Source organism: Lachnospira multipara ATCC 19207 (assembly GCF_000424105.1).
Lineage (GTDB): Bacteria > Bacillota > Clostridia > Lachnospirales > Lachnospiraceae > Lachnospira > Lachnospira multipara.
Map to the genome: position 1 here is coordinate 29,010 of NZ_AUJG01000008.1, position 25,706 is coordinate 54,715.

Here is a 25,706-nt window from a genome sequence, read left to right on the forward strand (position 1 = left end):
GGAAATGAAATATTTCATTTCCCGATTTCTATTTTTGAAAATCTAATTAGCTATCTTGTTCGATATCAGTTTTTACTCTTTCAATATGCATTGCAAGATAACCTATTTCGATATCATCTAGTTTAGTACCAAGGCTATTTCCTAATTCTTCGCAAACTGTAGCAGCTATGCCAAAGGATTGTGGGAAAGTATTGAGAATGTAGTCATTCATGTTAAGCTTAAGAGGCTCATTGTGCTGAACCCTTGCTACCATATATCTAATGTGGTTCATTAGACGGTTATAAGAAAGGGAATCTACACGAATTGTAGTCTTTGTAACATTTTCAATCATTGTGACACATTCTCTGACAGCTCTTGCAATTTCCATTGACTGAGAAATCTTATCGTTTGAAATGGCGGAATGCACGTGAAGTGCAACATAGCCGATTTCATCATCACTAATTTCTATATTAAATTGTTCCTTTAAAAGTGGGCGAATAGTTTCTGCTATCTTATACTCACTGTGGAATAAGATTTTAATATCATCTATAAGTGGATTAGAGATTTCCTCGCCCTTTTCAATTCTTTTTACAGCAAACTCTAAATGGTCTGCCATTGGAAAAATAATGTTATGATCAACATTATCAAATTTCTCATCTGCGACACAAAGAACTTTATCGGCCATTTCAATGTAGATAGGAGATACATTTTTAATGAACTCCTTAATATTGCCTCGTTCTGTTGTCTCTGAGAGAGAAAAAATTCTTTCTTCTGAGCTGATGGCAATTTCTTGGGTTGGCTTCTTACCGAAGCCAATCCCTTTGCCAAGAATCAAATATTCATTTAATTCATCTGTGTTAACGGCAATTACCGTATTATGATTTAATACTTTCTTTACCTTGTACATATCCGTATTTATTCTTATTCAAAGATTTCTACTTCAAATAATGGGTCTCCTGCTTTTATTTCACCTGACTTAAGGAGATGAATTTTCATAGAATCTTCATCCATATCTGAAACGATAATAGGAGATGTAACAGAAGGTGCATTCTTGCTTAAGAAATCAAGGTCAAGCTTCATTAAAGGCTCACCCTTCTTTACCTTCTGACCATCTGTAACTAGAACTTCAAAGCCCTGTCCAGCTAATTTAACTGTGTCGATACCAACATGAATAAGTAAGTTAATATCATCTTCAGTTACAAAACCAATGGCATGCTTTGTGTCAAATACAAAACCGATTTCACCGTCAGCTGGAGCATAAACATATCCAGTACTTGGAGTAACAACTGCGCCATCACCCATCATTCTACCAGCAAATGCCTCATCAGGAGCAGTTGCTAAATCATCTGCATTTCCGTCCATAGGGCTATAGATAGTAACAGTCTTACTTGGTTTCTTAGCTTCCATAGATGCTTCTTTAGAGTTTTCGTTTTCAGTCTCAATAGGGTTACTAATAATATACTCCTCATTTGGAGCTTTTTCTAGATAATCTTCTAAATTTGCTTTGATAACAGTAACACGAGGTCCATAAATAATCTGAACACCCTGACCGTTAGTTACAACACCTGAAGCGCCTGTACTCTTAAGTAAAGCCTTGTTTACAAGTTCTGGCTTATTAACTGTACAACGAAGTCTTGTAGCACAGCAGTCAACATCAGAGATGTTCTTCTTACCACCAAGACCCTTCATAATCTGATCGCTTAATTCATCAGCTGCTGATAAAGCACCAGCTTCTCCAGCCTGCTTTGCCTTATAATCAGCCTTTGTGTAAAGCTTTGTCTCTTCTGAATCATCTTCTCTACCTGGAGTCTTTAAGTTTAACTTCTTAATAAGGAAGCTAAAGATAAAGTAGTAGAGTAAGAAGTAAATAATACCAACAGGGATGATTAATAACCAGCTAGTCTTTGCATTACCCTGAAGGATACCAAAGAGGAAGAGGTCAATAAATCCACCTGAGAATGTAAGTCCAACTGCGATGTTAAGCATATGAGCAATCATGTAAGCTGAACCAGCTAAGATTACCTGAACACCGAAAAGTATTGGAGCTACGAAAAGGAATGAGAACTCGATAGGTTCTGTAATTCCTGTAAACATAGAAGCAAGAGCAGCTGAAAGCAAAAGACCACCAACAGCCTTCTTCTTTTCTGGTCTAGCTGTTCTATACATAGCAAGAGCAGCACCTGGAAGACCAAAGATCATGAAGATAAACTCGCCTGAGAAATATCTTGTTGCATCTGCACTAAAGTGTGCGATATCTGCTGAGTGAGCAAGCTGAGCAAAGAAGATATTCTGTCCGCCCTGGTATAACTCACCAGCAACAGTTGCTGTACCACCAACAGCTGTCTGCCAGAATGGCATATAGAAAACGTGATGAAGACCGAAAGGAATTAATGCACGCTTAATTAAACCAAATATTAAAGTTCCTACATAACCACTACCTGTTACAAGGCCACCTAATGCGTAAATACCATTCTGAATAAATGGCCAAATAAAGAACATTAAGATACCAACAAATGTGTAAACTAATGTAGAAATGATTGGAACGAATCTAGAACCAGCAAAGAATGAAATCGCATTTGGAAGTTCAATCTTGTGGAACTTGTTATGAAGTGCGGCAACACCTAAACCAACGATGATACCACCAAAGACACCCATTTCAAGAGTTGTAATACCACAAGCCTGTGTTATTGCACCATCAATAGCAGATTCTTCATAGTTAGTAAGTGTAATCATAGCACTAATTGCTGAGTGCATTACGAAATAAGCAATAGCAGCTGAAAGAGCAGCAACTTCTTTCTCCTTTTTAGCCATACCAATTGCAACACCAATTGCGAATATCAGTGGTAAGTTGCCAAAGATTGTATTAGCTACTGCGTTCATAACAGTGAGTAAGCCATTAAGGATAGTACCCTGTCCTAAAATAGCCTCTAAGTGATAAGTTGCGATAGTAGTTTCATTTGTAAAAGAACTACCAAGTCCAAGTAGCAAACCAGCTACTGGTAGAACCGCGATTGGGAGCATAAAGCTTCGACCGATTCTCTGTAAAACACCAAAAATTTTACCTTTCATGTAAACCTCCTTAATTTTGCCCAATACTTTATGTATTATTGCTTTGTGAGGTGTAAATAAATTCTAATGTTTTTTTGGGGGAATCTATGTTTGATAAAAAATAGACAATAAAAAACATTAACTAACAATACACCTCCGGTGTTATTGTACAGTTAATGCCTACTTAAAGTTACATACTGAATCGATTGAATAAAATTTACCATAAATATAAAGAATTGTCAATTCAAAATATATTTTTGATATTAAACAATGTAACTTATACTATTGAATTCTAGCAAGATACTGTGCTAAAATCACATAGATTTAGTTAAGGAAAGGGATTTAAAATGGATTTAGCATATATAACATTTCAACAGGTATTTGTATTATTTATTTTGATTTTTATCGGATTTTTATCTAGAAAGTTAAACATTATAAAACCAGAAGGAAAGCAATGGTTTTCAAATCTTTTATTATATATTATTGTGCCATGTATGGTTGTGGATTCTTATTTACAAGAATTCAATCCAGACATTTTGCCAAATCTTGTAAAGACTTTAGGACTTAGCACCTTAGTTTTAGCAGTAAGTGTGGTTATTGCATTTTTAGTAACTCTAAAGTATCCATCTAAGGATAGAAGAGTAATGCAGTTTGCCATAGGCTTTTCCAACTGCGCATACATGGGCTTTCCACTTATTACTGCAATGTTTGGAGCAGAAGGACTTTTATATGCCAGCGTTTTTGTGACAATGTTTAACATGTTCTTATGGACAATCGGTGTAGGTATTATGAGTAGAGCCATAAGTGCAAAGTCTATTGCAAAAAGCATTATAAGAACACCAGTATTATATGCAGTAATTATTGGATTGTTTTTTTATTTAACGCAGATACAGGTGCCACTAGTAATATCACAGCCGCTAGGTCAGGTGGGAGATATGAATACACCTTTATCAATGATTATTACAGGAATGCTTATTGCCGACAGTAATATTCTTAAGCTTTTGAAAAATAAAGACATATATTTTACAATCTTAGTAAGAATGCTAGTAATACCAACAATATGTTTTGCTATTGTAAAACTAACAGGAATAACTGGTATTGTTGCAAATGTATGCGTTATCTTAATTTCTTGTCCAACAGCGGCGATTACCTCTGCCTTTAGTGTTAAATATGGACATAATGAAGAATATGCATCAGGAGCAGTGGTATTTACAACACTTGTAAGTATTATTACTTTACCTTTAATTTCATATTTATTAACTATGTAATCAAAAACTTCGTTTCTACTTACCGCATTCCAAATAAAAAAATATAAACAAATCCCAATTATGATTGAATATTGGGAAAAAAAGAATATAATTGGGGGTAGAGATTTTCTCCCAACGGCAGAGAATATCTCCCAAAACAATAAATAATATGGGCGATAAATATTCGCCTTGGGAGAAAGGAGAACTTATCATTGCGAAAATTTGATTATTCTTATCTTGCAGATAGAACTTGGGATAATGAGATAATATCGTATATATCAAAGATCCACGAGTACAAGGGAAAACAGGAACTTTTTCTACGGCAGAAACCTGTGGAGCTTAATAGACTTATTGAAATTGCAAAAATACAGAGTACAGAAGCATCCAACAGGATTGAAGGTATCATAACTACGAATGCCAGATTGAAGCAGCTTGTAGCAGATAAAACTACTCCAAAGAACAGGGATGAGGAAGAAATCATCGGCTATAGAAATGTGCTTAACCTTGTGCATGAGAATTATGATGTTTTGCCAGTGCGAAGTAATTATATTCTTCAAATGCATCGAGATTTGCTTAAGTTCACAAATCTTTCTTATGGGGGACAATATAAGACAACTCCAAATGAAATAGACATGGTATTGGAATCAGGTGAAAAGGTTGTATTGTTTAAGCCATTAGAGCCATATGAAACACCACCTGCTATCGAAGCTATTTGTGACAAATATCAAGAAGCATTGGATAAAGAGCTTGTTGATGAGCTCATCTTAATACCATGTTTCCTACTAGATTTTTTGTGTATTCATCCGTTTAATGACGGCAATGGACGTATGAGCAGACTATTAACATTGCTGTTGTTATATCGTAGCGGATACATGGTTGGGCAATACATCAGTATTGAGAAGGCTATAGCTGATACAAAGGAAGCGTACTATGATGCGCTTCAAAAGTCAGACCAAGGATGGCACGAGGGAATAAATGACCCTAAGCCATTTATCAAGTATATGTTGAGTATCATACTTTCATGTTACAAGGAATTTGAAGCAAGAGTATCTATTGCTCATGTGGCTGGAGCAAAGAGTACGTCATATGACATTGTGAAAGCTTATGTAAGTGAGCGTATTGGTAAGTTTTCAAAACAGGAAGTCCTTATAGGCTGTCCAAGCCTAGGTAGTTCTTCTGTAGAATCAGCGTTAAAGAAGCTTGTTGATGATGGTACATTAGTTAGACTTGGCGCAGGCAGAAAAACGTTATATGCAAGAGCTGATGCAGTAATTGATTAAGCTTTTGGGCGTTTCCCCACTAATCATGCTTCGTGTGGCTCTTTCTTTTAAATTCATAAATATAACGCATAAAAAAATAACCCTCCTTACTGAACTTTACATTGTCCAGTAAAGAGGGTATATATCAAAAATGTCTAGGCTTTTATATTAAAGAATCAGTTAGATCATGCTAAATGTACTATAAATATCTGAGCAATCGTTGTTTAACTTCTTGATAAGTTCTTCCATGCTTGAAGCTGATATAACTTTCTTATCATTAAGATAAGCACAGTAGCTTAAACCGCTTGAAACTCTTTCAACTCTTAAAGTTAACTCTTTACCATTCATTATAATAACCTCCTAATAAAATAACTATTCTAACAGTCTGTAATTTTAACACTTAGGAAACTTTTTAGCAACAAAAATTACCCCTATTTTATAGAAAATTCACAAAAACCATACTAAAGTACTAATAATAGAATAGTTTACTTGTCTAACGCTAAAAATATGATACAATAGATATATAAGTATTTGTTTCGTGAAAATTTTAATAGGAGGTTTCTTATGGGATACGATGAGAAAGACGAATTCTATCTTTTGGCGGAAGAAGATGCTATTACAGGTTTGCTAAATCGAAGAGGTGGAGAAGAGGAAATTAATGACTACATTAAAGAGCATCCAAAGGAAATATGTGCCTATATTATTTTTGAGTGTGATAAGTTTAAAAAAGTAAAAGATACATTTGGACATAAAGTAAGTGATAAGATAATAACGGAAAGTGCAGATGAAATAAGTAAATATTTCCTTGATAAAGGTATCGTATTACGTATGGATAGCGATGAGTTTGTAGTCTTTTATATTAATACAAGTATAGAAGAAGTTAAGGAAAAACTAGATAGGTTTATTGAAGATCAAATGCCAGCAAGAATGATAAATGGAAGGATGATACCATTTACTTTCTCTATTGGTGTAACGATGTATCCAGAGCATGGAAAGAATTTTGCTGAATTATTAGAAAAGGCTGATATTGCTTTATATGATGCAAAATATCGTGGAAGAGCAAGATACACAATATATGAAAAAGGCTTTGTTAATGCTCATCAGAATCAGTTAATGTTCGGGTTAGAAGAATTTTCAAAATCTTTACCAGGAGGTTTCTTTGTATATGAAGCTAAGGGAGATGAGAAAATCCTTTATGCTAATGAATCCATGGTAGAACTATTTAAATGTGATGATATGAACGATTTTCGAAAATATATTGGTAATTCCTTTAAAGGAATCGTACATCCAGATGAGTATGAGAAGGTTGTAAAAGTAATTAATACTCAACAAGGCAAGTCAGATAATCATGGTAATCTAGATTACATAAGATATAGAATAAAATGTAAAGATGGTACAGAAAAGCTTGTAGATGATTTTGGACATTTGGTAAATGATCCAACCTTTGGCATGATTTATTATGTGTTCCTATTAGATGTGGACGAACATATTGTAAATAGATAAATGGTATATAAATGACTTTGGGAAAAGGTAATGCAGTTTTCCAAAGTCATTTTTTTTTTGTATATAAAATAGTTATAATTGTTGAAAAGTTAAAAAAAGAGTTGTAAAATAATTACAAAAATTATATGAGGGAGTCCAGACAGTATATGATAAAAAAGATAAATAAAAAAAACGTAGTAAGAGGTTTGTTTTGCCTATTTTTTGTATTGGTTGTTTTAGGAGTAATAGTTAGTAAATTGTTACCTGAACACAAGAAAAGTAATGTTGGTAATGTTGCATCAGATGAAGAAAATGTAAGCGTTCCAGTAGATTATAATACAGATGTAAATTATGATAATGCTGATGAACACGAGTCAATAAGAGTTAGAACAAAATATAAGATATTAGATGTATCAATTGAGCAAAATATCAGTTCTGAAGATATGGAATATATCGATGAAATATATAAAAAAAGCGGTAAGGTTTCAGATGGTGTTAGCTTAGTAAAGATTAAAGTTGAGGTAACTAATGTTGGTGAGGAGCAACAGGAGATATATTTAAATAGCAATAATTTATGTATGTTTGATTCTAGCACTAATGAAAGTGTTTCTACAGAAATGGTTGGTGTTAGCAATCCTGAAAATAAAGGAAAATCACTTTTTGAATTTGTTTTACAACCTCAAGAAAGTACAACGCAAACTTGTTATTATTTACTTGATAATGATTATTTGAATGAGAAATATAATTTGAAGTATTGTGTAAATCCATGTGGACAGCCAAGAAGTGGAAATATAGGTTCTGGAGATCCTAATTATAATGTTGACGATTATATATCATATATAGATATCACTTCAATGCTTAATTAAAGGAAGAGGAAAATGGGATTAAAATTTGAACTTAAACAATCTTTTAGAACACCTCAATTTAAATTGGTACTTATTATTGAATTTATAATTGTAATATTGCATTTTATAATTAGGGATGTCAGTCTGTTTATTAATAATAGATCTATAGAAGCATTTAATGTTTATATGTTATATCCTGTAAGTAGTTATGAAGCATGGATAGCCCTAGATTATAGATTTTATATGTATATGATTCTTTTATTATGTCCAATACTTGCAGCATTACCATATAGCACAAGTCATTATACACAAATTAGAGGATGTATAGGGAAAAATGTTCTTATAAGAGTCGGCAAGAAAAAATATTTGAAAAACAAATTGATAGCTGTTTTTATAAATGGTGGAGTAACAGTATGCTTACCATTGTTGGTGGATTTATTGATGTGTATGGCAATTTTTCCATCAATAAAACCTGAAGTGTCAAGTTTTACACTTTTAGTACCACATTCGTCATTTAGTAATATTTATTATAATTATCCTTTACTTTATTGTATTATTGAGTTGGGTTTTATATTTGTATTTTCTGGAATTTGGGCAATATTAGCATTAGCTTGTACAAAATATGTAAAATATAAATATACTATAGTAATAATTGGTGCTATTATTAATCTTTTTTTAAGTGTAATTGGAGATTTTATTTCAAAAGATAGTATTGCACCAACATCATTTTTGGCAGGCTATTTTAGTAAACCTAGAATCTTACCGTTTGTTGTAGAGGGTTTATTGTTTTTTATAATTGTTGTTGTAGATTATTTATTGCTAGGTTCAAGAGGTGATATTGAGTAGTGAAAACAAAGCTATTTTTAAAGATTTCTTTAGGTGTCGTTTTCTTAATATGGGCAATATTATTTTTGGTTATAAATCATAAATATAAAAGTCCAAATATAATAGAATCTGATTATCAAGTCTATCATAACGGTATATCATATGAGTTACTTGATGTTGAAGTAAAAAAGAATGTGGATGAAGAGGCTCTTAATGATGGTCTTGGAGAAAATATTGAATATGTAATTACAGTTAAAGTTAATAATACAAGTGAAGCACAAAAAATAGATTTAAGCGAAGTTGTTTTGTACAGAACAGATTATTCCAATTGTGTTGCATTGGATTATTATTACGACGAAAATGAAGATGTAAGTTTATATTTAGAAGCGGGAGAAGAAAAAATATATAAGTTTCCATTTATAATTTATCAAAATCTTTTTACAGATAAACAATGGAAAAATATAGAAAACAGTGATTGGAAATTATTGTTAAATCTATATCCTGAAAAAATAATGCTTGATATATCTTAGATAAATTATGAAATATCTGATATCTGAATATCGGTTATAAATTTAAAATTTATATGTTGATCATTGTCCATGATTATTTCTTTATTGATTGTATCAATTTTTTTTATGAAACCAGTTAGAAGGAGGTATTTACCTCCTTCTTTTTTATTATCTGGTGAGAAATAATTAATTGTCACAGAAACTTTTTTGTAATCATCTAAAGATAATAATTGATTAATCTGCAGGTCTAATTTATCTAAGTCATAATTATCTAATTCTTTGTAAGCTTCAGTTAGACGCGCTGTTTCTTGAACTTGTGAATCATAACCTGTAAGAGCGGCAAAAGGTGAAAATTGCGCAGCTCTGTCATGTATAGACATATGAGCATGATGCTTTGATTGATGATGTTCAAGGTTAATAATATCATTATATTTATCTGATTGATTAAAAGTCATGCTTTATGTCCTCCTATTTGTCTATTTCTGTCCATGGCAGTTGCACCTTCTTGTAAATTAGTACCCTTTACAATGGCGTTATTACCGTATTTCTTTTTTATATCAAGAAGAGCTTTTTGAATAGACTTCTCTTTTTTTAGTTCTTCTTCTTTTTTCTTAGTTTCTTTTTCGAGTTTGTCATAGTCAGTAAATAAATCAAGTTGTCCAAGTAAAGGCGAGTTGTTAGTAACTTTATCCTCGGCTAATACATGATTTGCAACAAGGGTTATTCTTCTTATAAGAAGATTCTTATCTACAATTCGTTCATATAAAGAATCTACTAATTTAATAATTTCTCTTGAAGATGATGTGTGACTATTAAAATTAGCAGTTCCATGGGCATGTTCGGGAATGCGTCTACCATAATGATCTATTTTTATTGAACCTTTAAAATTAGCTAGGCGATTAGGTTCATTCAGATTATTAATATCATAGCCTATTGTTAAAACGATTTGGTCAGTCATTAGTTTTTTGTCAACCAAATCAAGACTAAGTGCATCTGCCATTTCTGAAACAACAATTCTTGCCTTATCATACTCATAGGGACAGTGAAGAACTTGTCCTTGGCTAAGGCTATTCGTGCTTGGCTTATAGGCCTTAATGTCAGCTATTGATACAGGTTCCCATCCCCAAGCGTGGTCAATAAGTAATTCTGCATTAATTCCAAAAAATTCATAAAGTAAATCTTCGTTGTAATATTCATTAGGAGAGCCGATAGAACAGCGGGCAATATCTCCCATTGTGTAAAGACCGTGGGCTTCTAGTTTTTTAGCATAACCTCTACCAACTCTCCAAAAGTCTGTTAAAGGTCTATGATTCCATAAGTATTTACGATAACTATATTCATCTATCTGAGCAATTCTTACGCCATCTTCATTAGCAGGCATATGTTTAGCAACGATATCCATAGCAACTTTACAAAGATACAGATTAGTGCCAATCCCTGCTGTAGCAGTGATTCCAGTTTCATTAAGAATATCTTTAATCATATGTAGAGCGAGTTCTTTAGCTGTCATCTTATAAGTATTAAGATAGTGACTTGCATCTATGAAAACTTCATCAATTGAGTAGACATGAATGTCTTCAGGAGCAATATACTTAAGGTAAATATTATAAATTCTTGTGGAATAATCCATGTATAATTGCATTCTAGGAACAGCTCTGATAAAGTCAACTTCTACATTAGGGTCTGAATTACATATAGTAGCATCTGTAGAAGTGGAATTAAATTGGTGATTCTTTGCATTGATTCTTCTTGCAGCATTAATTTCTTTAACCCCTGCAACAACTTCAAAAAGTCTAGCTCTACCAGAAATTCCATAAGCTTTAAGTGAAGGAGTAACTGCTAAACATATGGTTTTTTCAGTTCTAGATTCATCAGCAACGACAAGGTGTGTTGATAGAGGATCTAGTCCGCGCTCAACACATTCAACTGATGCATAAAATGATTTTAAATCAATGGCTATAAAATAATTTTCCATAAAAAGCTACTCCTTTCACATATAATTGTATCACAACTAGAACAGATGTTCAAGTTAATGATAAGTCAATAAATTTCATAAATTAATTGACGAAAAAGATATAGAAGTATATAATTTGATTAAAATTATAAAATTTCAAAGGAGTAAAATGAAATTTATAAGAGAATTAAAGAGATGTTTAAAACATGGGATATTAGAGAGAATTTTATTATTTATATTACCTGTAATAATTACAATAATAAGTTGTTTGCAAGTAGATAATAGGAGTATATGCCTTTCATGCACGGATATTAATAAATACCTTTTCTTTTTATATAGAGGTATGCCATTTCCAAAAGATAGCATAGAAATTATTCCATCAGGGCTATGGATATTTAATTGTATATATCCAATATTGATTACAGCATTATATATTAATGAGAGTAAGGATACATTTTTCAAAACAGAACTTCTAAAATTAAATGATAAAAAAATATGGTTATTTTCAAGATATATAACAAGTGTGTTAATAACAATTTTAACCATAGTAATTCAATTTGTTGCGGTTTGTTTTTATGCGTTTTTGAATAAAAAAGACATACAAAGAGATAATTTAAAATCACTAAATACTTATATTGATACAAGTAAATCAGGCGAAGTTTTTTCTGAAAATATGCTGATAAATATTCTGATTATGTTAATCGTAATGTTGGCATTTATTTCTTTAATGTTTTTGTTGTCATTTATTATAAATATTTTATTATCTAGTGTTATAATTATTATGTTGATTGTTGCTACGGTTTATCTGAACTTAGAGGGATATATAGGGAATTTGTTGATGTTTAAAAGAGCAATAAGTACCAATGTAGTATATGCCAATATAATTTTAGCTTTGATAATTATAGCGATTTCAATTGCAGGAATAGTAGTATTGAGTGGTAAAGTGGATGAGGATTTTAAGTAAAATATTAAGTGTAATATGGTTGCCAATTATAATTTTAGTATATGGATATTTTCAAGCAAAATATGCAATAGATAGTATTAATGTTGCATCGTATTTAGCAGAAGGTTCTAGAGTTGATATTATTGTTATAACAATAGGGAAGATAATTAACTCTTATATGTTTATATTGATGACTGCTATATATGCAATGATAGTAAGTGTAAGGCATGAAAAGATAAATTTTAAAATAAAATATAAATCTAATTTTTCAAGGATTTTATTAGAAGCAAAAAATTACTCTATTATAACATTTGTGTATACTTTTTTAATTATTACAATTTTTGTTTTATATGCTAGATATAACATAATGCAAGATATTAATTGGAGTAGTTCACACTCTTATTATGCATTCAAGACAATGAGTACATCAAATGTATTATTTATTAATATAGTTATAAAGTTGTTCTTGATTTTATATGTGAATTTCGAAATGATTTATATACTTTATAATATAATATATCATTTAATACATATGAAGGTGGTTTCAATAATGATAGAATTTATATTTATAAATGTTTCGGAGTATCTTTTGCATGTAAATATATTAGCATCTTATAAATATGATTCTATAGCAAATAATATTAATTTCATATTTATATTATTATACTGTTTAATGATAATTGTAGGATTAGTAGTGTTAAAATATGTAGTTAATAGGGAGGAATATGATGAAAATAAAACTTGAGAATCTCGAGAAAAAGCTAGATGGAAATGTAATAATAGAAAATGTAAATATGGAATTTGAAAGTGGTAATATTTATGGCTTAGTGGGTCGAAATGGATCAGGTAAGACAATGATAATGAAGTGCCTTTGTGGTTTTATGAAATCAAAGGGGGATATTATTATTGATGGAGTTAAGGTTGATACAAGTAAAAAATACCTTGATAGTGTTGGCGTTTTAATTGAGACACCAGGATTTATAGAACATTATAGTGCCTTTGATAATTTAAAAGAATTAGCGTCTATTAAGAAAATTGCATCAGATGATGAAATAAAAGAATTACTTAATGAAGTTGGTCTTGATTGGCAAGATAAAAAGAAAGTAAAAAAATACTCATTGGGTATGAGACAAAAATTAGGTATTGCAATGGCGTTTTTAGAAGAGCCGGAATTAATAATTCTTGATGAACCTTTTAATGCATTAGATGAAGCTACAGAAGCAGTTGTGGTTGAAATGATAAAAAAGAGAAAAGAAGCAGGAAAATTAATCATTATAACATGTCATGATTCATCAATGATAGAAGAATTATGTTCTAAAGTATATAAAATTGAAAATCATACAGCAAAGTTAATGTAAAATAATTAGAAGAGCTGTGAAATTATCAATTTATGAAAAAGAGAAGTAATAGCGGTAAAAGCTTATACTTCTCTTTTTGCGTTATATTTTTAAAATATATAATAGATTGCAATAATAGTTATGGTTTAGTATAATATTTTTAGAAATTTTTGGGTGTAAGTTATACGATTTCTTGGAGGGGATCAGGTATAGACTTAGCAGAATGGAGGAGTTATGGCAATACATAAGGCTAAATTTGATAAAGAAGAATTTAAAAAAGCCGTAGTTGGAAATTGTAAGTCTTTATACAGAAAAACATTAGATGAGGCAAGCCAACAGCAAAGATTTCAATCAGTAGCATATGCGGTAAAAGATTTAATTATGGATAAGTGGATTGCAACTCATAAGCAATATGACAAGGAAGATCCAAAAGTCGTCTATTATATGTCTATGGAATTTTTGATGGGCAGAGCACTTGGAAATAATATGATTAATTTGATGCAGTATAAGGAAATTAAAAAAGCGTTAGAAGAGTTGGATTTAGATATTAATGAAATAGAAGATCAAGAACCAGATCCAGCTCTTGGTAATGGTGGTCTTGGTAGACTTGCAGCTTGTTTCCTTGATTCTTTAGCAACACTTGAATATCCATCATATGGATGTGGAATCAGATATAGATATGGTATGTTTAAGCAGGAAATTAAAGATGGATATCAAATAGAAACACCGGATGATTGGTTAAGAGATGGTTATCCATTTGAAATTAAAAGGGCTGAGTATCGTTATGAGGTAAAATTTGGTGGATATGTAAAGGTTGTAAAAGACGAAAAGACAGGACGAGATAATTTTGTACAAGAAGATTATCGCTCAGTAATAGCTGTTCCATATGATTTGCCAATACTAGGATACGGTAATAATACAGTTAATTCACTTAGAATATGGGATGCTGAACCTGTAGTAAAATTCAATCTAAATTCATTTGATAAGGGAGATTATCAAAAGGCTATTGAAGAGGAAAATCTTGCTAAGAATTTAGTAGAAGTGTTATATCCAAATGATAATCATTATGCAGGTAAGGAATTAAGATTAAAGCAGCAATATTTCTTTGTATCAGCATCAGTTCAAAGAGCGGTTGATAGATATAAGAATATGCATGGTGGCGATGTTTCTAAGTTATATGAAAAGGTTACATTCCAACTTAATGATACACATCCAACAGTTACAGTTGCAGAACTTATGCGTATACTTATGGATGAAAATGGACTCGATTGGGATCAGGCATGGGATATAACAAGCAAGACTGTTGCCTATACAAATCATACAATTATGGCAGAGGCTCTTGAAAAATGGCCAATCGAACTCTTCTCTAGATTATTACCTAGAATTTATCAAATCGTAGAGGAAATCAATAGAAGATTTGTAGAAAAGATTAAGGCTAAGTATCCAGGAGACCAGGAAAAAATTAGAAAGATGGCTATTATTTATGATGGTCAGGTAAAGATGGCTCATTTAGCAATTTGTGCAGGATATTCAGTAAATGGTGTTGCAAAGCTTCATACAGAAATCTTAAAGAAGCAAGAATTAAAGGATTTCTACGAGATGATGCCAGAGAAGTTTAATAATAAGACAAATGGTATCACACAGAGAAGATTCTTACTTCATGGTAACCCACTTCTTGCAGAATGGATTACAGACAAGATTGGTGATGGCTGGATAACAGACCTTAAGCAGATCGACAAGTTATCACTTTATGTAGATGATAAAAAGGCTCAGCAAGAATTTATGAATATTAAATATAAGAATAAGGTAAGACTTGCAGAGTACATAAAGAAGTACAATGGAATTGATGTGGATCCTAACTCAATCTTTGATGTTCAGGTTAAGAGATTACACGAATACAAGAGACAGTTATTAAACATCCTTCATGTAATGTACCTTTATAACAAGTTAAAGAGTGATCCAACTTTTGATATGGAGCCAAGAACATTTATCTTTGGAGCTAAGGCAGCAGCTGGATATAGAATCGCTAAGCAGACAATTAAGCTTATTAATAATGTGGCAAATGTAATCAATAACGATGCTTCAATATCTGGCAAGATAAAGGTTGTCTTTATTGAAAACTACAGAGTATCAAACGGTGAGATAATCTTTGCGGCAGCAGATGTATCAGAACAGATTTCAACTGCATCAAAGGAAGCTTCAGGAACTGGCAACATGAAGTTTATGCTCAACGGTGCTATAACTCTTGGAACAATGGATGGTGCAAATGTAGAAATTGTTCAGGAAGTTGGCGAAGAAAATGCAGTTATTTTCGGACTTAGCTCAGATGAGGTAATTAAGTACGAAAATGAAGGCGGATATGATCCAATGGAAATCTTTAATGAAGATCAGGATGTTAGAGAAGTTCTTATGGAACTCATTAATGGAAAGTATTCTGAAAATGATCCTGAAGAGTTTAGAGACATTTACAATTCATTACTTAATTTCCAGGATGGAAGAAGAGCCGATATTTACTTTATCTTAAAGGATTTCAAGTCTTATGCTAAGGCACAGGAAGAAATTGATAAGAGATATAAAGATAAGGCAGGCTGGGCAAAGTCAGTAATGCTAAATACTGCAAAGTCAGGAAAGTTCTCATCTGATAGAACAATTGAAGAATATGTAAAAGATATTTGGAAGTTAGAAAAAGTTCATGTTGAGATGTAAGATTTAAGACTTAAAAAATATTTAAAAAATAAAGCCTATAACCAGAGACGATAGATAAAGTCAAAGGTTATAGGCTTTTTTGATTTTATAATTTAATGCTGAAGCAGACCCGAATCCGGCGCTAGACTTACGAGCGAGTCTTGACAGTTTACATAGTTGCAACATAAGTAAAAATCATAATGTAGTGGCAAAGACTTCCAGCCATAACAAAGAGGTGGAAAATCTCATGGCTGCCAAAATTTGGATGAGCCATATCAAACTTAATAGGCTTTAATGCATAAATAATTGCACCAACGCTATACATAACGCCACCGGCAAAAAGCCAGATGAAACCTGCAAGTGGAACTGCTGCTAAAATCTGAGGAAAGGCCATAATACAAGTCCATCCCATGATTAGATAAATTACAGAAGAGACCCATTTTGGACAAGTAACCCATAAAAGCTTAAAGGCAATAGCAATAAGAGCAAGTCCCCAAACTATAGAAAGCATTACAAAACCCACTGTATTGTGAAGAGCCACAAGACAAATAGGAGTGTAACTACCGGCAATTAAAACAGGAATCATGCTGTGGTCTAATTTTTTCAAAATCTTATTGGCAGAAGCAGAAATATCATAAGAATGATATGTTGTACTAGCTGCATAAAGTGCAATCATACTAAGCATAAATACTGTAACTGAAATAACATTTACAATATTATTAGTAGTTGATGCCTGATAAACCATAGCAGGCATAGCAATAATTGCTAGAATCATGGCTATTAAGTGTGTGATAGCACTTCCCGGATCCTTTAACCTAAAGTTTCCTCTCTCCTTTAGTTTATCAAAGGAGATAAGTCTAATAATGTGATTCTCCTTCTTATGACGATAAACAGAATTTCCGCCATAAGTATCACGAAGACGGAAAGTGTTCTTAAAAATAGAATTATCAAGATTAATTGTACTGTTGTTAATTGGTCTTAAATAGTCCATATTTATACCTCCTCTATTAGCGATGTATATGTATAGTTTAGTAAAGCTTCCAAAACAGCAGCGTTACTGTTGTTGTTACTAGACATGTGGTTATTGATTACTTTTGTATGTAGTTTTCAAAACTACATCTGTAAGACAATAATACTACCACATTGTTAATAAAGCAAGTAAAAATCTTCTAAAAGTATTTACAAAAAAAGGGAAAATGTAAACATTTTCCCTTAAAAGCTATAAATATATGGACTTATTTGCTGGAAACTGGAGCGCTAATTAAAATGTATAGCATCTCCTTTCCATCCTCAAAACACTTAGAAACAGTGACACCAATAATGTCACCATTAAGTGTAGAGTTAGTATCCTTCATAATCTGCATGATGTTTTGGCTCAATTTGTGGAAAATTAGACAGCCATCTCCTTCGTTTAATTCATCAGTAGAAATCTTTTCCATACACATAATTGATTTAGTAGTTGGATAATAGTGAACAAATTCATTAGTAGTTAAATTGACTTTCTCGGCTAAGTAGCCCTTAACGGCCCAACCAGAACAAAGAGTGTAGCTCTTATTATCGATGTCCTTTTTTTTCATAAGATAGATTCTTTGAACCTCGGGATAATTATAGATAAAGTTGTTTAAAATCTCCTGATGTTTTGCATCTTTAGCAAGCTTGCTACCTTCAGAATAAAGACTGTAATATAGATCCACACAGTCCTTAAAATATGGCTGCGCCACACTGCTTGTAGCCTTTTGCATTAGTTTAATGTCATCCTTAATACGATGGTGAATATTCTTTAAATTAGAGATGGTGTCTTCTAGTTCTTTCATTTTCTCTTGGTATGCAGTAATATTTTCTTCCATTGAAAATGTATTCATGGCCGCGAGTTCCTCATGGGAAAAGCCATATTTTCTAAGAAGTCTAGCATTAAGAGCTTGGAAGACACTTTCTTCATCATACATTCTATAGCTATTAGAAGGATCTCTGTCAGAAGTGAAATAGCCCATGTTCTCATAACGTCTTATGGTATTAGTAGACACATTCATAAGTCTTGCAAGATCACTGATTTTGTATTTCATAAATCCAATCCTTTCTTATAGTATTTATATTCACAATTTAATTTTAGTAGAAATTCTAGAAAAGAGCAAAACAAAAATGACCTAAATTATAAAATAAAATTGTAGTAAATTGAATTATATGCTATCATGCAAAGAGCTGAAGGGGCGCGTAATTGAATAGAATACTGGAGGATTAAATATTGTTTGCTAGAAAATATACTTATGATTGGACAATGATTGATATACATAATCACATGCTCTTTGGAGTGGATGATGGCTCTAGAAATTTGGAAATGTCTATGGAAATGTTAAAGATGGCTAGAGAAGATGGGATTTGGGACATTGTTATAACTCCCCATTATTCACCTAAAAGAGGTAAGGCACCATATGAATTGATCCAAAGAAATTTTAATACACTCCAAAGAAAAGTGGCAAAGGAGTTGCCAGAATTATCTTTATATCTCGGACGAGAAGTCTATTATAGCTCAGATACCTTTGAGGATGTGGAAAATGTAAAAGATCCCGAGACAAAAAAGTTTGAATATGAATGGGGCAAAGAAGACGATAGTAAAAATGATTATAGAATGAAAGATCTAATGGGAATTAGAATGTGCGCTACTAGAAACATTTTATTAGAGTTTTCCTTTATTACAGATTTTGAGACTATAAAAAGAGGAGTTACAGATTGCTTTTTAGCAGGCTTTCAGCCAATTGTAGCTCATGTGGAAAGATATGCCTGTATTGCAGAAAAGCCAATGCTTATAAAAGAGCTAAGGGAAATGGGAGCATACATTCAGATAAATGCTGATTCCCTATTTGCAAGTGGAAGAACTAATACAAGACGCTGTGCCAAAAAATTGATAAAAAACTACCTGGTGGATTTTGTGGCTAGCGACGCTCATAACCTAACAAGTAGAGTTCCCGTACTTTCCGCTGCTAGAGACTATGTTACAAGACATTGTTCTGAAGAGTACTCAAGAAACATTTTCAGAGAAAATGCCAAGAAAATAATTATCGATAAATACATAAAAAATACAATTTAAATACAGGAAAAATCCCTCCAAAGCGTTGACCTTGACACTATGTCAGACTTTATAATTAATATACAACTAGTAGGAAATGTATGTGTAGCAAGTACATTTTCTATTCATCTTAGATTACCCGCATTCTCTAAGGTGGTTTTAAAGAGCATTAGCTCTTTAAAATAGTTGTAACATATTCTAACAGGGGTGTTAGGGTTTAATTGTTTTGGGGAGGATTATATGTCTAATAGGCATAGGAATCTATTATGGATGCTATATATCCATGATAGATTTTTTTGCACTAATCTTAATATTTTCCTCTTACATTTTTAAGGGAGGACAACTAAATATGAAACACAGAACTAGAAGTCTTTTTAGACGAATTAGTAGTAGTGTCTGTGCCGCAGTTTTGACAGCTACTACAATTTTTAGTGGTGTTACATTTGCTAGTGCAGCTTCAAATCCAACTAGAAAAATCGATGTTTGGGATTTTGGTGGTGTACAAGAAACAGATACAAGCAAATATGACAACCATATTAGTGCAACATTCTGGGATGACTATGATAAGTTGGGTGATAATGGTAGATTTGTTCAAAATAAGAACGAAGTTGCAACAATCACTTGGGATGATTTAAAGCTTACTTATATTGGACAAGATAGAGTTTATCGTAAAGCTGAAACTAAGACAGCTGGTCTAAACAATATTGCACAGACAAAGTATGATGATGGATACAATGCTATGGGTATGTATTATTGTAACGGTACAGGCTCTGATCAAAATAGATGTATGGATATTGCCAATGTAAAGGCAGGAGATAAAATTGTTGTATATATGGGCACAAGTAATGCTGCTGAATCAACAATTTACTTTAGATACGAAGATGGTGATGAGACTAAATCACAGCTAGAAGGTCAGCCTATTACTAACGTTGGAGTAAAGCATGAATTTATTGCTCAGTACGATGGTAATTATAAAATATACCCAGATAAGGCAGCAGGTAAGCCAGTGTATAACAGAATAGTAAGAATTCCAGGTGTTGCGGTATCTGGAAAAATTGATACACAGGGTATTTCATTAACTGATTACACATTAAGATTTACATGTGATAGCACAGGTGCTACAACTGATGCTAATGTAGATGCTAATGGAAATTTCACAGTTGTACTTGCAGCTGATGAAGAATATACAGCTAATGTTATTGGTGTTAAGGGTTACGGTACAACTAAAGAGACAAAGACAATTACAACAAGTCTTAATGATGCCCTTACAGGAATTTCTAATAAAACAATTAAGATCGAAGAAAAGAAACTTTGTGATTACACAGGTAAAGTTACAGGATTTGCCAGCGATTATGATATTTCAAAGCTTGCTGTAATTATGCATCCAGAAGATGAAATGGCAGAAGACGTAACACTTAATATAGCAACAGATGGAAGCTTTAACGCTAGTTTAGAAGCTGAAGAAACTTATACAGCAGAGTTAAAGGGCGTTAATGATTATGAAATCATTAATGGAGCTAGTGTAAATTGTAAGGATAACACACAACAGGATATTGAGGTTGCGCTTAAGCCAATGTATTCAGTAAATGGTGAATTTACAGGAAATAACGGTGTTAAGCCAAGTTCACTTAAGTTTGTAAACTTAGATGATTCTTACGAATACACAGCAACAGTTACAGATAATGGATATAAGATTTCACTTCGTGATGGTTCTTATAAAGCAGTAGTAGATATTGATGGATACAGAACAACAACTCATGTAGTTGTAAATGGTGCAGATGTTACTAAGGCACTTATGTTTGTATCAACAACAGCTAAGGATGCATTAACTAGAGTTCCTGATCTTTATGTAGGTTATGAAGATAAGGGAAGCTTAAACTACAACACAGTTAGTGAAGCAGTAGAAGCAGCTTCTTTAATGAACCCAAGTTCAGAAACTGAAAGAATTACAATTCATATTGCTCCTGGAACATACAGAGAGCAGATTAGAGTTAATACTCCTTTTATTTCTTTTGTAAATGATACTAATGAAGAAGTTAAGTTAACATGGTATTACGGTATTGGTTATAAGTATTATAGTATTGATGATTCAGGATTTTATAATGCTGAAAACGAATATGATAAATTTGATAAAAATGGCCCTGCTAAGTGGGGTGCATCAGTTTATGTAACAGGTAATGCTGATTCATTTAGAGCTGATGGAATTACATTTGAAGCATCATTTAACAGATACTTAACAGATGAAGAATTAGAAGATGGTGTAGTATCAGATGGTTCTATCGCATTTGTTAGAAGATATGGTGCAGATGTAACTTCTAAGGCAGCAACAGAAAGAGCAACAGCATTTGCTGTAGAAGCTACAGATGTTGAAATGACAAATTGTAAGTTCCTTGGTAGCCAGGATACACTCTACACAGGAAATACAGATGCTAGACTTTATTTCTTACATTGCCAGATTGAAGGTAACACAGATTATATCTTTGGTGATGGTAATTGTGTATTTGATGCATGTGAATTAAAGTTTTATGGATATAGCACAGGTTCAGTAGGTGGTTATATTACAGCTATGAAGCCAAGTGCTAATGCAGGTTATTTATTTAGAAATTGTACAATTTCAGCTAATGATGATTTAACAGTAACTAAGGGATACCTTGGTAGACCTTGGGGAGATAAGGCTAATGTAACATATCTTAATACTAAGATATGTAGCGACTTAATCTTAGATGAAGGTTGGACAACAATGAGTTCTAACAAGCCAGAAAATGCTAGATATAGAGAATTTAATTCAACATATACTGATGGCAGCGTGGTTGACTTATCTAAGAGAGTTACAGGCGTAATTGATGAAAATGAAGCAAACAGTGTTAGCTTATCTGAATACTTTGGCGATTGGACACCAGTTAGTCTTGTAACAGAAACAGAAGGCGTTAAATTTGAAAAGGATCCATACATGATTGATAACGGAGATATTAATGCTCCTTATCCAGGACATGTATTAACAGCATGCTATGACCTTGGTGATAACATGAAGGCAGATGCATCAGTACTTAGATGGTATATTGTATCAGATGATGGATCTAAGGAATTAGTAAAGACATCTACAGCAAGTGTAGATAGAACATACAAGATTACAGATGCAGCAGTATCAAAGCACATTTGCCTTGAAGTAGAAGCTCAGACAATTTCAGGCCAGAAGGGTGAAACTAAGTCAGTAACTACAGATGCATTTGTAAGAGAAGGATACGAAGACCCAACAGGAAAGATTACAGATCCAACAATTGGTGATGGAATTAATATCTATCTTGCTGGTGATTCAACAGTAAAGGATTACTCTACTAAGGGTATGTATAATGGCGGAAAGTCACAGTCAGAAGGTTCTTGGGGCGAATATCTACAGGATTATTTTGATAGTGATGTGGTAAATGTTGTTAACTACGCTAATGGTGGTAGAAGTTCTAGAAACTTCATTAATGAAGGCAGCCTAGATAAGATTGCAGCTAATATTAAGAAGGGCGATTACTTATTCATTCAGTTTGGTCATAATGACTGTGCTAATGAAATAGGTTATAGAGAAGATAGATATGTTCCACTAGGACAGCCTGATGCTAACGGAATCTTCCCTGTAACAGCAGGAACTAAGGTAGCAACACCAACATCACTTCAGGATAGATATGGTGATACATTCTATTCATATGATTGTGGTGGAACATATAAATGGTATTTATTACAGTATATTAACGTTGCAAGAGAAGCAGGTGCAACACCTGTACTTGTAACACCAGTGGCAAGACTTTACTTCACAGCAGAAGGAAAGATTAGACCACATCACGATGCAACTGATAAGACAGACACATATGCAGGTTCATATGTACCAGAAAATTCATATAACTCATATGTTGAAGCAGTTAAGCAGTTAGCAAGTGAAGAAGATGTAATGTTAATTGATGAATTCCAGCTAACTAAGGATTTATATGAAGAAACATATGCTAATGATCCTAATGCAGCTAATGGAGTTTCAAAAACAGCATCAAAGCTTTTATGCAGCGGTGATAGCACACATTCAAGTAAGTTAGGCGGATTAGTATCAGCAGGACTTATGGCTGAAGAAATTCAGAATCGTAACTTAAATATCTCTAAGTATGTTAAGGCACCTACTAAGACAAGTGGTGTTAAGGCTAACGGAGATGTTGAATTTACAGTAAATAAAGATGGTGTAATTGATACAGAAGACGTATTACTTAAGACTTATACACAGGATATGTTTACTACAATTACAACTAAGGCAGAAGAACTTAAGAACAATACAGAGACTCCAGAAACTCCAACAGAGCCAGAGACTCCAGCAGAGCCTGAAACACCTGCTGAAGAAGCTGATACAACACCACATACTTTATGGGTAGTTGGTGACTCAACAGTATCTTCATTTAATGATGCATATTACTATCCAAGATATGGCTATGGAACACAGTTATATAAGTACTTAACTTCTAATATAACAGTTCAGAACTTAGCTCTATCAGGTAGATCTTCAAAGAGTTATGTAAATGATAAGGAATACACTACATTAATAAATGGTATGCAGGAAGGCGATTACCTTGTAATTGGCTTTGGTCATAACGACGAGAAGGCAGAAGCAGATAGATATACAAATCCAAACGGAAATTATACAACAGAGGGTAGTTTCGCAAATTCACTTTACGAAAACTACATTAAGATTGCACAGGAAAAGGGCGTAACTGTAATTCTTTGTACACCAGTAGTAAGAAGAACAGCTACAGGAGAATGGTCAAATTCAAATCTTCATATTACATCTAAATCAGGTGAGTATGAGGGTGGCGATTACGCACAGGCAATTAGAGATTTAGGTAAGGATTTAGGAATTACTGTTGTTGATATGACAACACTTACTAAGAACTTATATGACGAACTTGGTGCTAGTGAAACACTTTACTTACATGCTTGGAATTCATCAAGTGAGTCATCAGTAGATAATACACATGCTAATATCTACGGTGCAACATATTGGGCTTACCTTTTAACACAGGCTGTTAAGGAAACAGATAATAGCTTAGCTAAGTATATTGTTTCTGCACAGGCTCCAACTAAGGCAGATACTTTAGTAGTAAACCCAGAATACACAGAAGCTGACTACACACCAATTGCTGAAGGAACAAGCTCAAGCATTTGGAAAAATGTAGGCATTTGGAGTGGTTCAGTATTTGGTAATGTAGGTGGTACAGATAAGATTTCAACAGATAACTTCGCATTAGAGGAAGTTAACGGTGGAGTAAGAATTGCAGCATTAAAGGGCAATGGTAAGATTGCTTCAACAGTTGATGGACTTGCAATGTATTATTATAAGATTCCAGTAGGATCTACATTTACTTTAACAGCAACTGCAACAGTTAATAGTATTACACAAAATGATCAGGTATCCTTTGGTTTAATGGCAAGAGATGACATGTATCTTGATACATCACTTTCTGATGCATTAGGTGATTATGTTGCAGCTGGTCCTTTAAAGATTACAAAGGGTTCTAGCATGTGGAATTGCTTTGCTAGAAAGTCAGGCGTACTTACAAGCGGTGGTGCTTGTGAAAACTACACAGCTATTAACGCTGGAGATAGCTTTGATCTTAAGATTCAGAGCAACTCAGATGGATATGCTTGTACATTCGGTAATGAAACAGCAGTTACAGGCGGATTTGATTTCGCTTTAACTAAGGTAGATTCAGATTACGTATATGTTGGTATGTTTGTTGCAAGACAGGCAGACGTAACATTTACAAATATTAAGTTAGTAGTTGATGGAGTAGAAGTTTACCCAGCTAATGCTTCAGAAGAGCCAACAGAACCATCTACAGAAGAGCCTTCAACAGAAGAACCAACAGAACCTTCAACAGAACCTTCAACAGAAACTCCTTCAGAAGATCCTTCAGAAGAAGTGGCAGCAGACGAAGATACAATCTTTGAAATGCTTGAAGGTGCTAACCAGACAGTAAATGTTGGTGATAAGGTAGATGTAGTACTTAGATCAGAAGCTGACTTCTCACTCTTTAAGGGTGTATCAGTAGATGGTGTAGTAATTGATCCTTCAAACTACACAGCTAAGGCTGGTTCAACAATTATTACATTAAATGCTGATTATGTAGCATCATTATCATCAGGTAATCATGAAGTGAGAATCCTTTCAGAAGGTGGTTACGCTAGTGCAACATTAGTTGTTAGTGGCGAAATTGCTACTGAAGAAATTAATAAAGAGACAACAGAAGTTGCAGCTGACACAGCTGTAGTTACTGGAGAAATCGCAGCAGATACAGATGTAGTTGCAGCAGATTCTTCAGAGGTTGCAACAACAGATAAGAATACTGCAGATGCTAACAGCTTAGCTGTATTTATCATCATTGCAATGTTATCAGCTATGACACTTGCAGTTGTTTCAAAGAAGAGAGAGTTCTAAGATAACTTAGAACAGGGTTCTTAATTAGATTAGGACCAATTATGATGGAGACAAAGTAATAATCTTTAT

Annotated in this window: 19 protein-coding genes; 12 read left to right on the forward strand and 7 right to left on the reverse strand. The window is 33.0% G+C overall.

All coding sequences use genetic code 11. From position 1 onward, the window contains the following. Window positions 1-46: 46 nt before the first annotated feature. Both G600_RS0107740 and G600_RS0107745 read right to left on the reverse strand, forming a co-directional pair. Window positions 47-886, reverse strand: coding sequence for a PRD domain-containing protein (locus tag G600_RS0107740; RefSeq protein ID WP_027431435.1), 840 nt, complete (start codon window positions 884-886; stop codon window positions 47-49). Window positions 887-900: 14 nt separating this feature from the next. Continuing rightward, a complete protein-coding gene (locus tag G600_RS0107745) occupies window positions 901-3,048 on the reverse strand; it encodes a PTS transporter subunit IIABC (protein WP_027431436.1) in 2,148 nt (715 codons plus the stop codon). A 326-nt stretch (window positions 3,049-3,374) separates the two neighbouring features. Between G600_RS0107745 and G600_RS0107750 the strand changes: the two genes are divergently transcribed. Both G600_RS0107750 and G600_RS0107755 read left to right on the forward strand, forming a co-directional pair. Beyond that, window positions 3,375-4,295: an AEC family transporter gene (locus G600_RS0107750; RefSeq protein ID WP_027431437.1), complete on the forward strand. Its 921-nt coding sequence runs from the start codon at window positions 3,375-3,377 to the stop codon at window positions 4,293-4,295. 191 nt (window positions 4,296-4,486) lie between these two features. Beyond that, window positions 4,487-5,554, forward strand: coding sequence for a Fic family protein (locus tag G600_RS0107755; RefSeq protein ID WP_027431438.1), 1,068 nt, complete (start codon window positions 4,487-4,489; stop codon window positions 5,552-5,554). 159 nt (window positions 5,555-5,713) lie between these two features. Here G600_RS0107755 and G600_RS15690 read toward each other — a convergent pair whose 3' ends face one another. Further along, a complete protein-coding gene (locus tag G600_RS15690) occupies window positions 5,714-5,881 on the reverse strand; it encodes a hypothetical protein (RefSeq protein ID WP_155885958.1) in 168 nt (55 codons plus the stop codon). A 216-nt stretch (window positions 5,882-6,097) separates the two neighbouring features. Here G600_RS15690 and G600_RS0107765 point away from each other — a divergent pair, with 216 nt between their 5' ends. From G600_RS0107765 to G600_RS0107780, 4 genes are all read left to right on the forward strand, one after another. Next, window positions 6,098-7,036 carry a diguanylate cyclase domain-containing protein gene (locus G600_RS0107765; protein ID WP_027431439.1) on the forward strand — a complete coding sequence of 313 codons (939 nt, stop codon included), beginning with the start codon at window positions 6,098-6,100 and terminating at the stop codon, window positions 7,034-7,036. Window positions 7,037-7,272: 236 nt separating this feature from the next. Beyond that, window positions 7,273-7,881, forward strand: coding sequence for a hypothetical protein (locus G600_RS0107770; RefSeq protein WP_146058873.1), 609 nt, complete (start codon window positions 7,273-7,275; stop codon window positions 7,879-7,881). Between the two features lie 12 nt (window positions 7,882-7,893). Continuing rightward, on the forward strand, window positions 7,894-8,706 hold the full coding sequence (locus G600_RS0107775; protein ID WP_027431441.1) for a hypothetical protein: 813 nt from the start codon (window positions 7,894-7,896) through the stop codon (window positions 8,704-8,706). Beyond that, window positions 8,706-9,215, forward strand: a complete 510-nt coding sequence (locus G600_RS0107780; protein WP_027431442.1) for a hypothetical protein — start codon at window positions 8,706-8,708, stop codon at window positions 9,213-9,215. The genes G600_RS0107775 and G600_RS0107780 overlap by 1 nt, the downstream gene beginning before the upstream one ends. Window positions 9,216-9,220: 5 nt before the next feature. Here the strand turns inward: G600_RS0107780 and G600_RS0107785 are convergent, their stop codons facing one another. Together G600_RS0107785 and G600_RS0107790 are read right to left on the reverse strand one after the other, a co-directional pair. Next, window positions 9,221-9,649 (reverse strand): hypothetical protein, encoded by a 429-nt coding sequence (locus G600_RS0107785; protein WP_027431443.1) that lies wholly within the window; start codon window positions 9,647-9,649, stop codon window positions 9,221-9,223. Beyond that, a complete protein-coding gene (locus tag G600_RS0107790; RefSeq protein WP_027431444.1) occupies window positions 9,646-11,169 on the reverse strand; it encodes a Y-family DNA polymerase in 1,524 nt (507 codons plus the stop codon). Before G600_RS0107790 ends, G600_RS0107785 begins: the two co-directional genes overlap by 4 nt. Window positions 11,170-11,317: 148 nt before the next feature. Between G600_RS0107790 and G600_RS0107795 the strand changes: the two genes are divergently transcribed. The 4 genes from G600_RS0107795 (at window position 11,318) to G600_RS0107810 (ending at window position 16,134) form a co-directional block, all read left to right on the forward strand. After that, window positions 11,318-12,112, forward strand: a complete 795-nt coding sequence (locus G600_RS0107795; protein ID WP_027431445.1) for a hypothetical protein — start codon at window positions 11,318-11,320, stop codon at window positions 12,110-12,112. Beyond that, a complete protein-coding gene (locus tag G600_RS0107800; protein ID WP_027431446.1) occupies window positions 12,096-12,836 on the forward strand; it encodes a hypothetical protein in 741 nt (246 codons plus the stop codon). Before G600_RS0107795 ends, G600_RS0107800 begins: the two co-directional genes overlap by 17 nt. Beyond that, a complete protein-coding gene (locus tag G600_RS0107805; protein WP_027431447.1) occupies window positions 12,820-13,449 on the forward strand; it encodes an ABC transporter ATP-binding protein in 630 nt (209 codons plus the stop codon). The genes G600_RS0107800 and G600_RS0107805 overlap by 17 nt, the downstream gene beginning before the upstream one ends. Window positions 13,450-13,662: 213 nt before the next feature. Continuing rightward, window positions 13,663-16,134 (forward strand): glycogen/starch/alpha-glucan phosphorylase, encoded by a 2,472-nt coding sequence (locus G600_RS0107810; RefSeq protein WP_207637194.1) that lies wholly within the window; start codon window positions 13,663-13,665, stop codon window positions 16,132-16,134. Between the two features lie 148 nt (window positions 16,135-16,282). Here the strand turns inward: G600_RS0107810 and trhA are convergent, their stop codons facing one another. Together trhA and G600_RS0107820 are read right to left on the reverse strand one after the other, a co-directional pair. After that, on the reverse strand, window positions 16,283-17,104 hold the full coding sequence (gene trhA, locus G600_RS0107815; protein ID WP_081669439.1) for a PAQR family membrane homeostasis protein TrhA: 822 nt from the start codon (window positions 17,102-17,104) through the stop codon (window positions 16,283-16,285). A 244-nt stretch (window positions 17,105-17,348) separates the two neighbouring features. Further along, window positions 17,349-18,176, reverse strand: coding sequence for a MerR family transcriptional regulator (locus G600_RS0107820; protein WP_027431450.1), 828 nt, complete (start codon window positions 18,174-18,176; stop codon window positions 17,349-17,351). Window positions 18,177-18,355: 179 nt separating this feature from the next. On the opposite strand from G600_RS0107820, the gene G600_RS0107825 reads away from it, so the two are divergent. Then, window positions 18,356-19,198 (forward strand): CpsB/CapC family capsule biosynthesis tyrosine phosphatase, encoded by an 843-nt coding sequence (locus G600_RS0107825; RefSeq protein WP_027431451.1) that lies wholly within the window; start codon window positions 18,356-18,358, stop codon window positions 19,196-19,198. A gap of 328 nt (window positions 19,199-19,526) precedes the next feature. Further along, window positions 19,527-25,637: a pectinesterase family protein gene (locus G600_RS15450; protein WP_162141498.1), complete on the forward strand. Its 6,111-nt coding sequence runs from the start codon at window positions 19,527-19,529 to the stop codon at window positions 25,635-25,637. The last annotated feature ends 69 nt before the right edge of the window (window positions 25,638-25,706 follow it).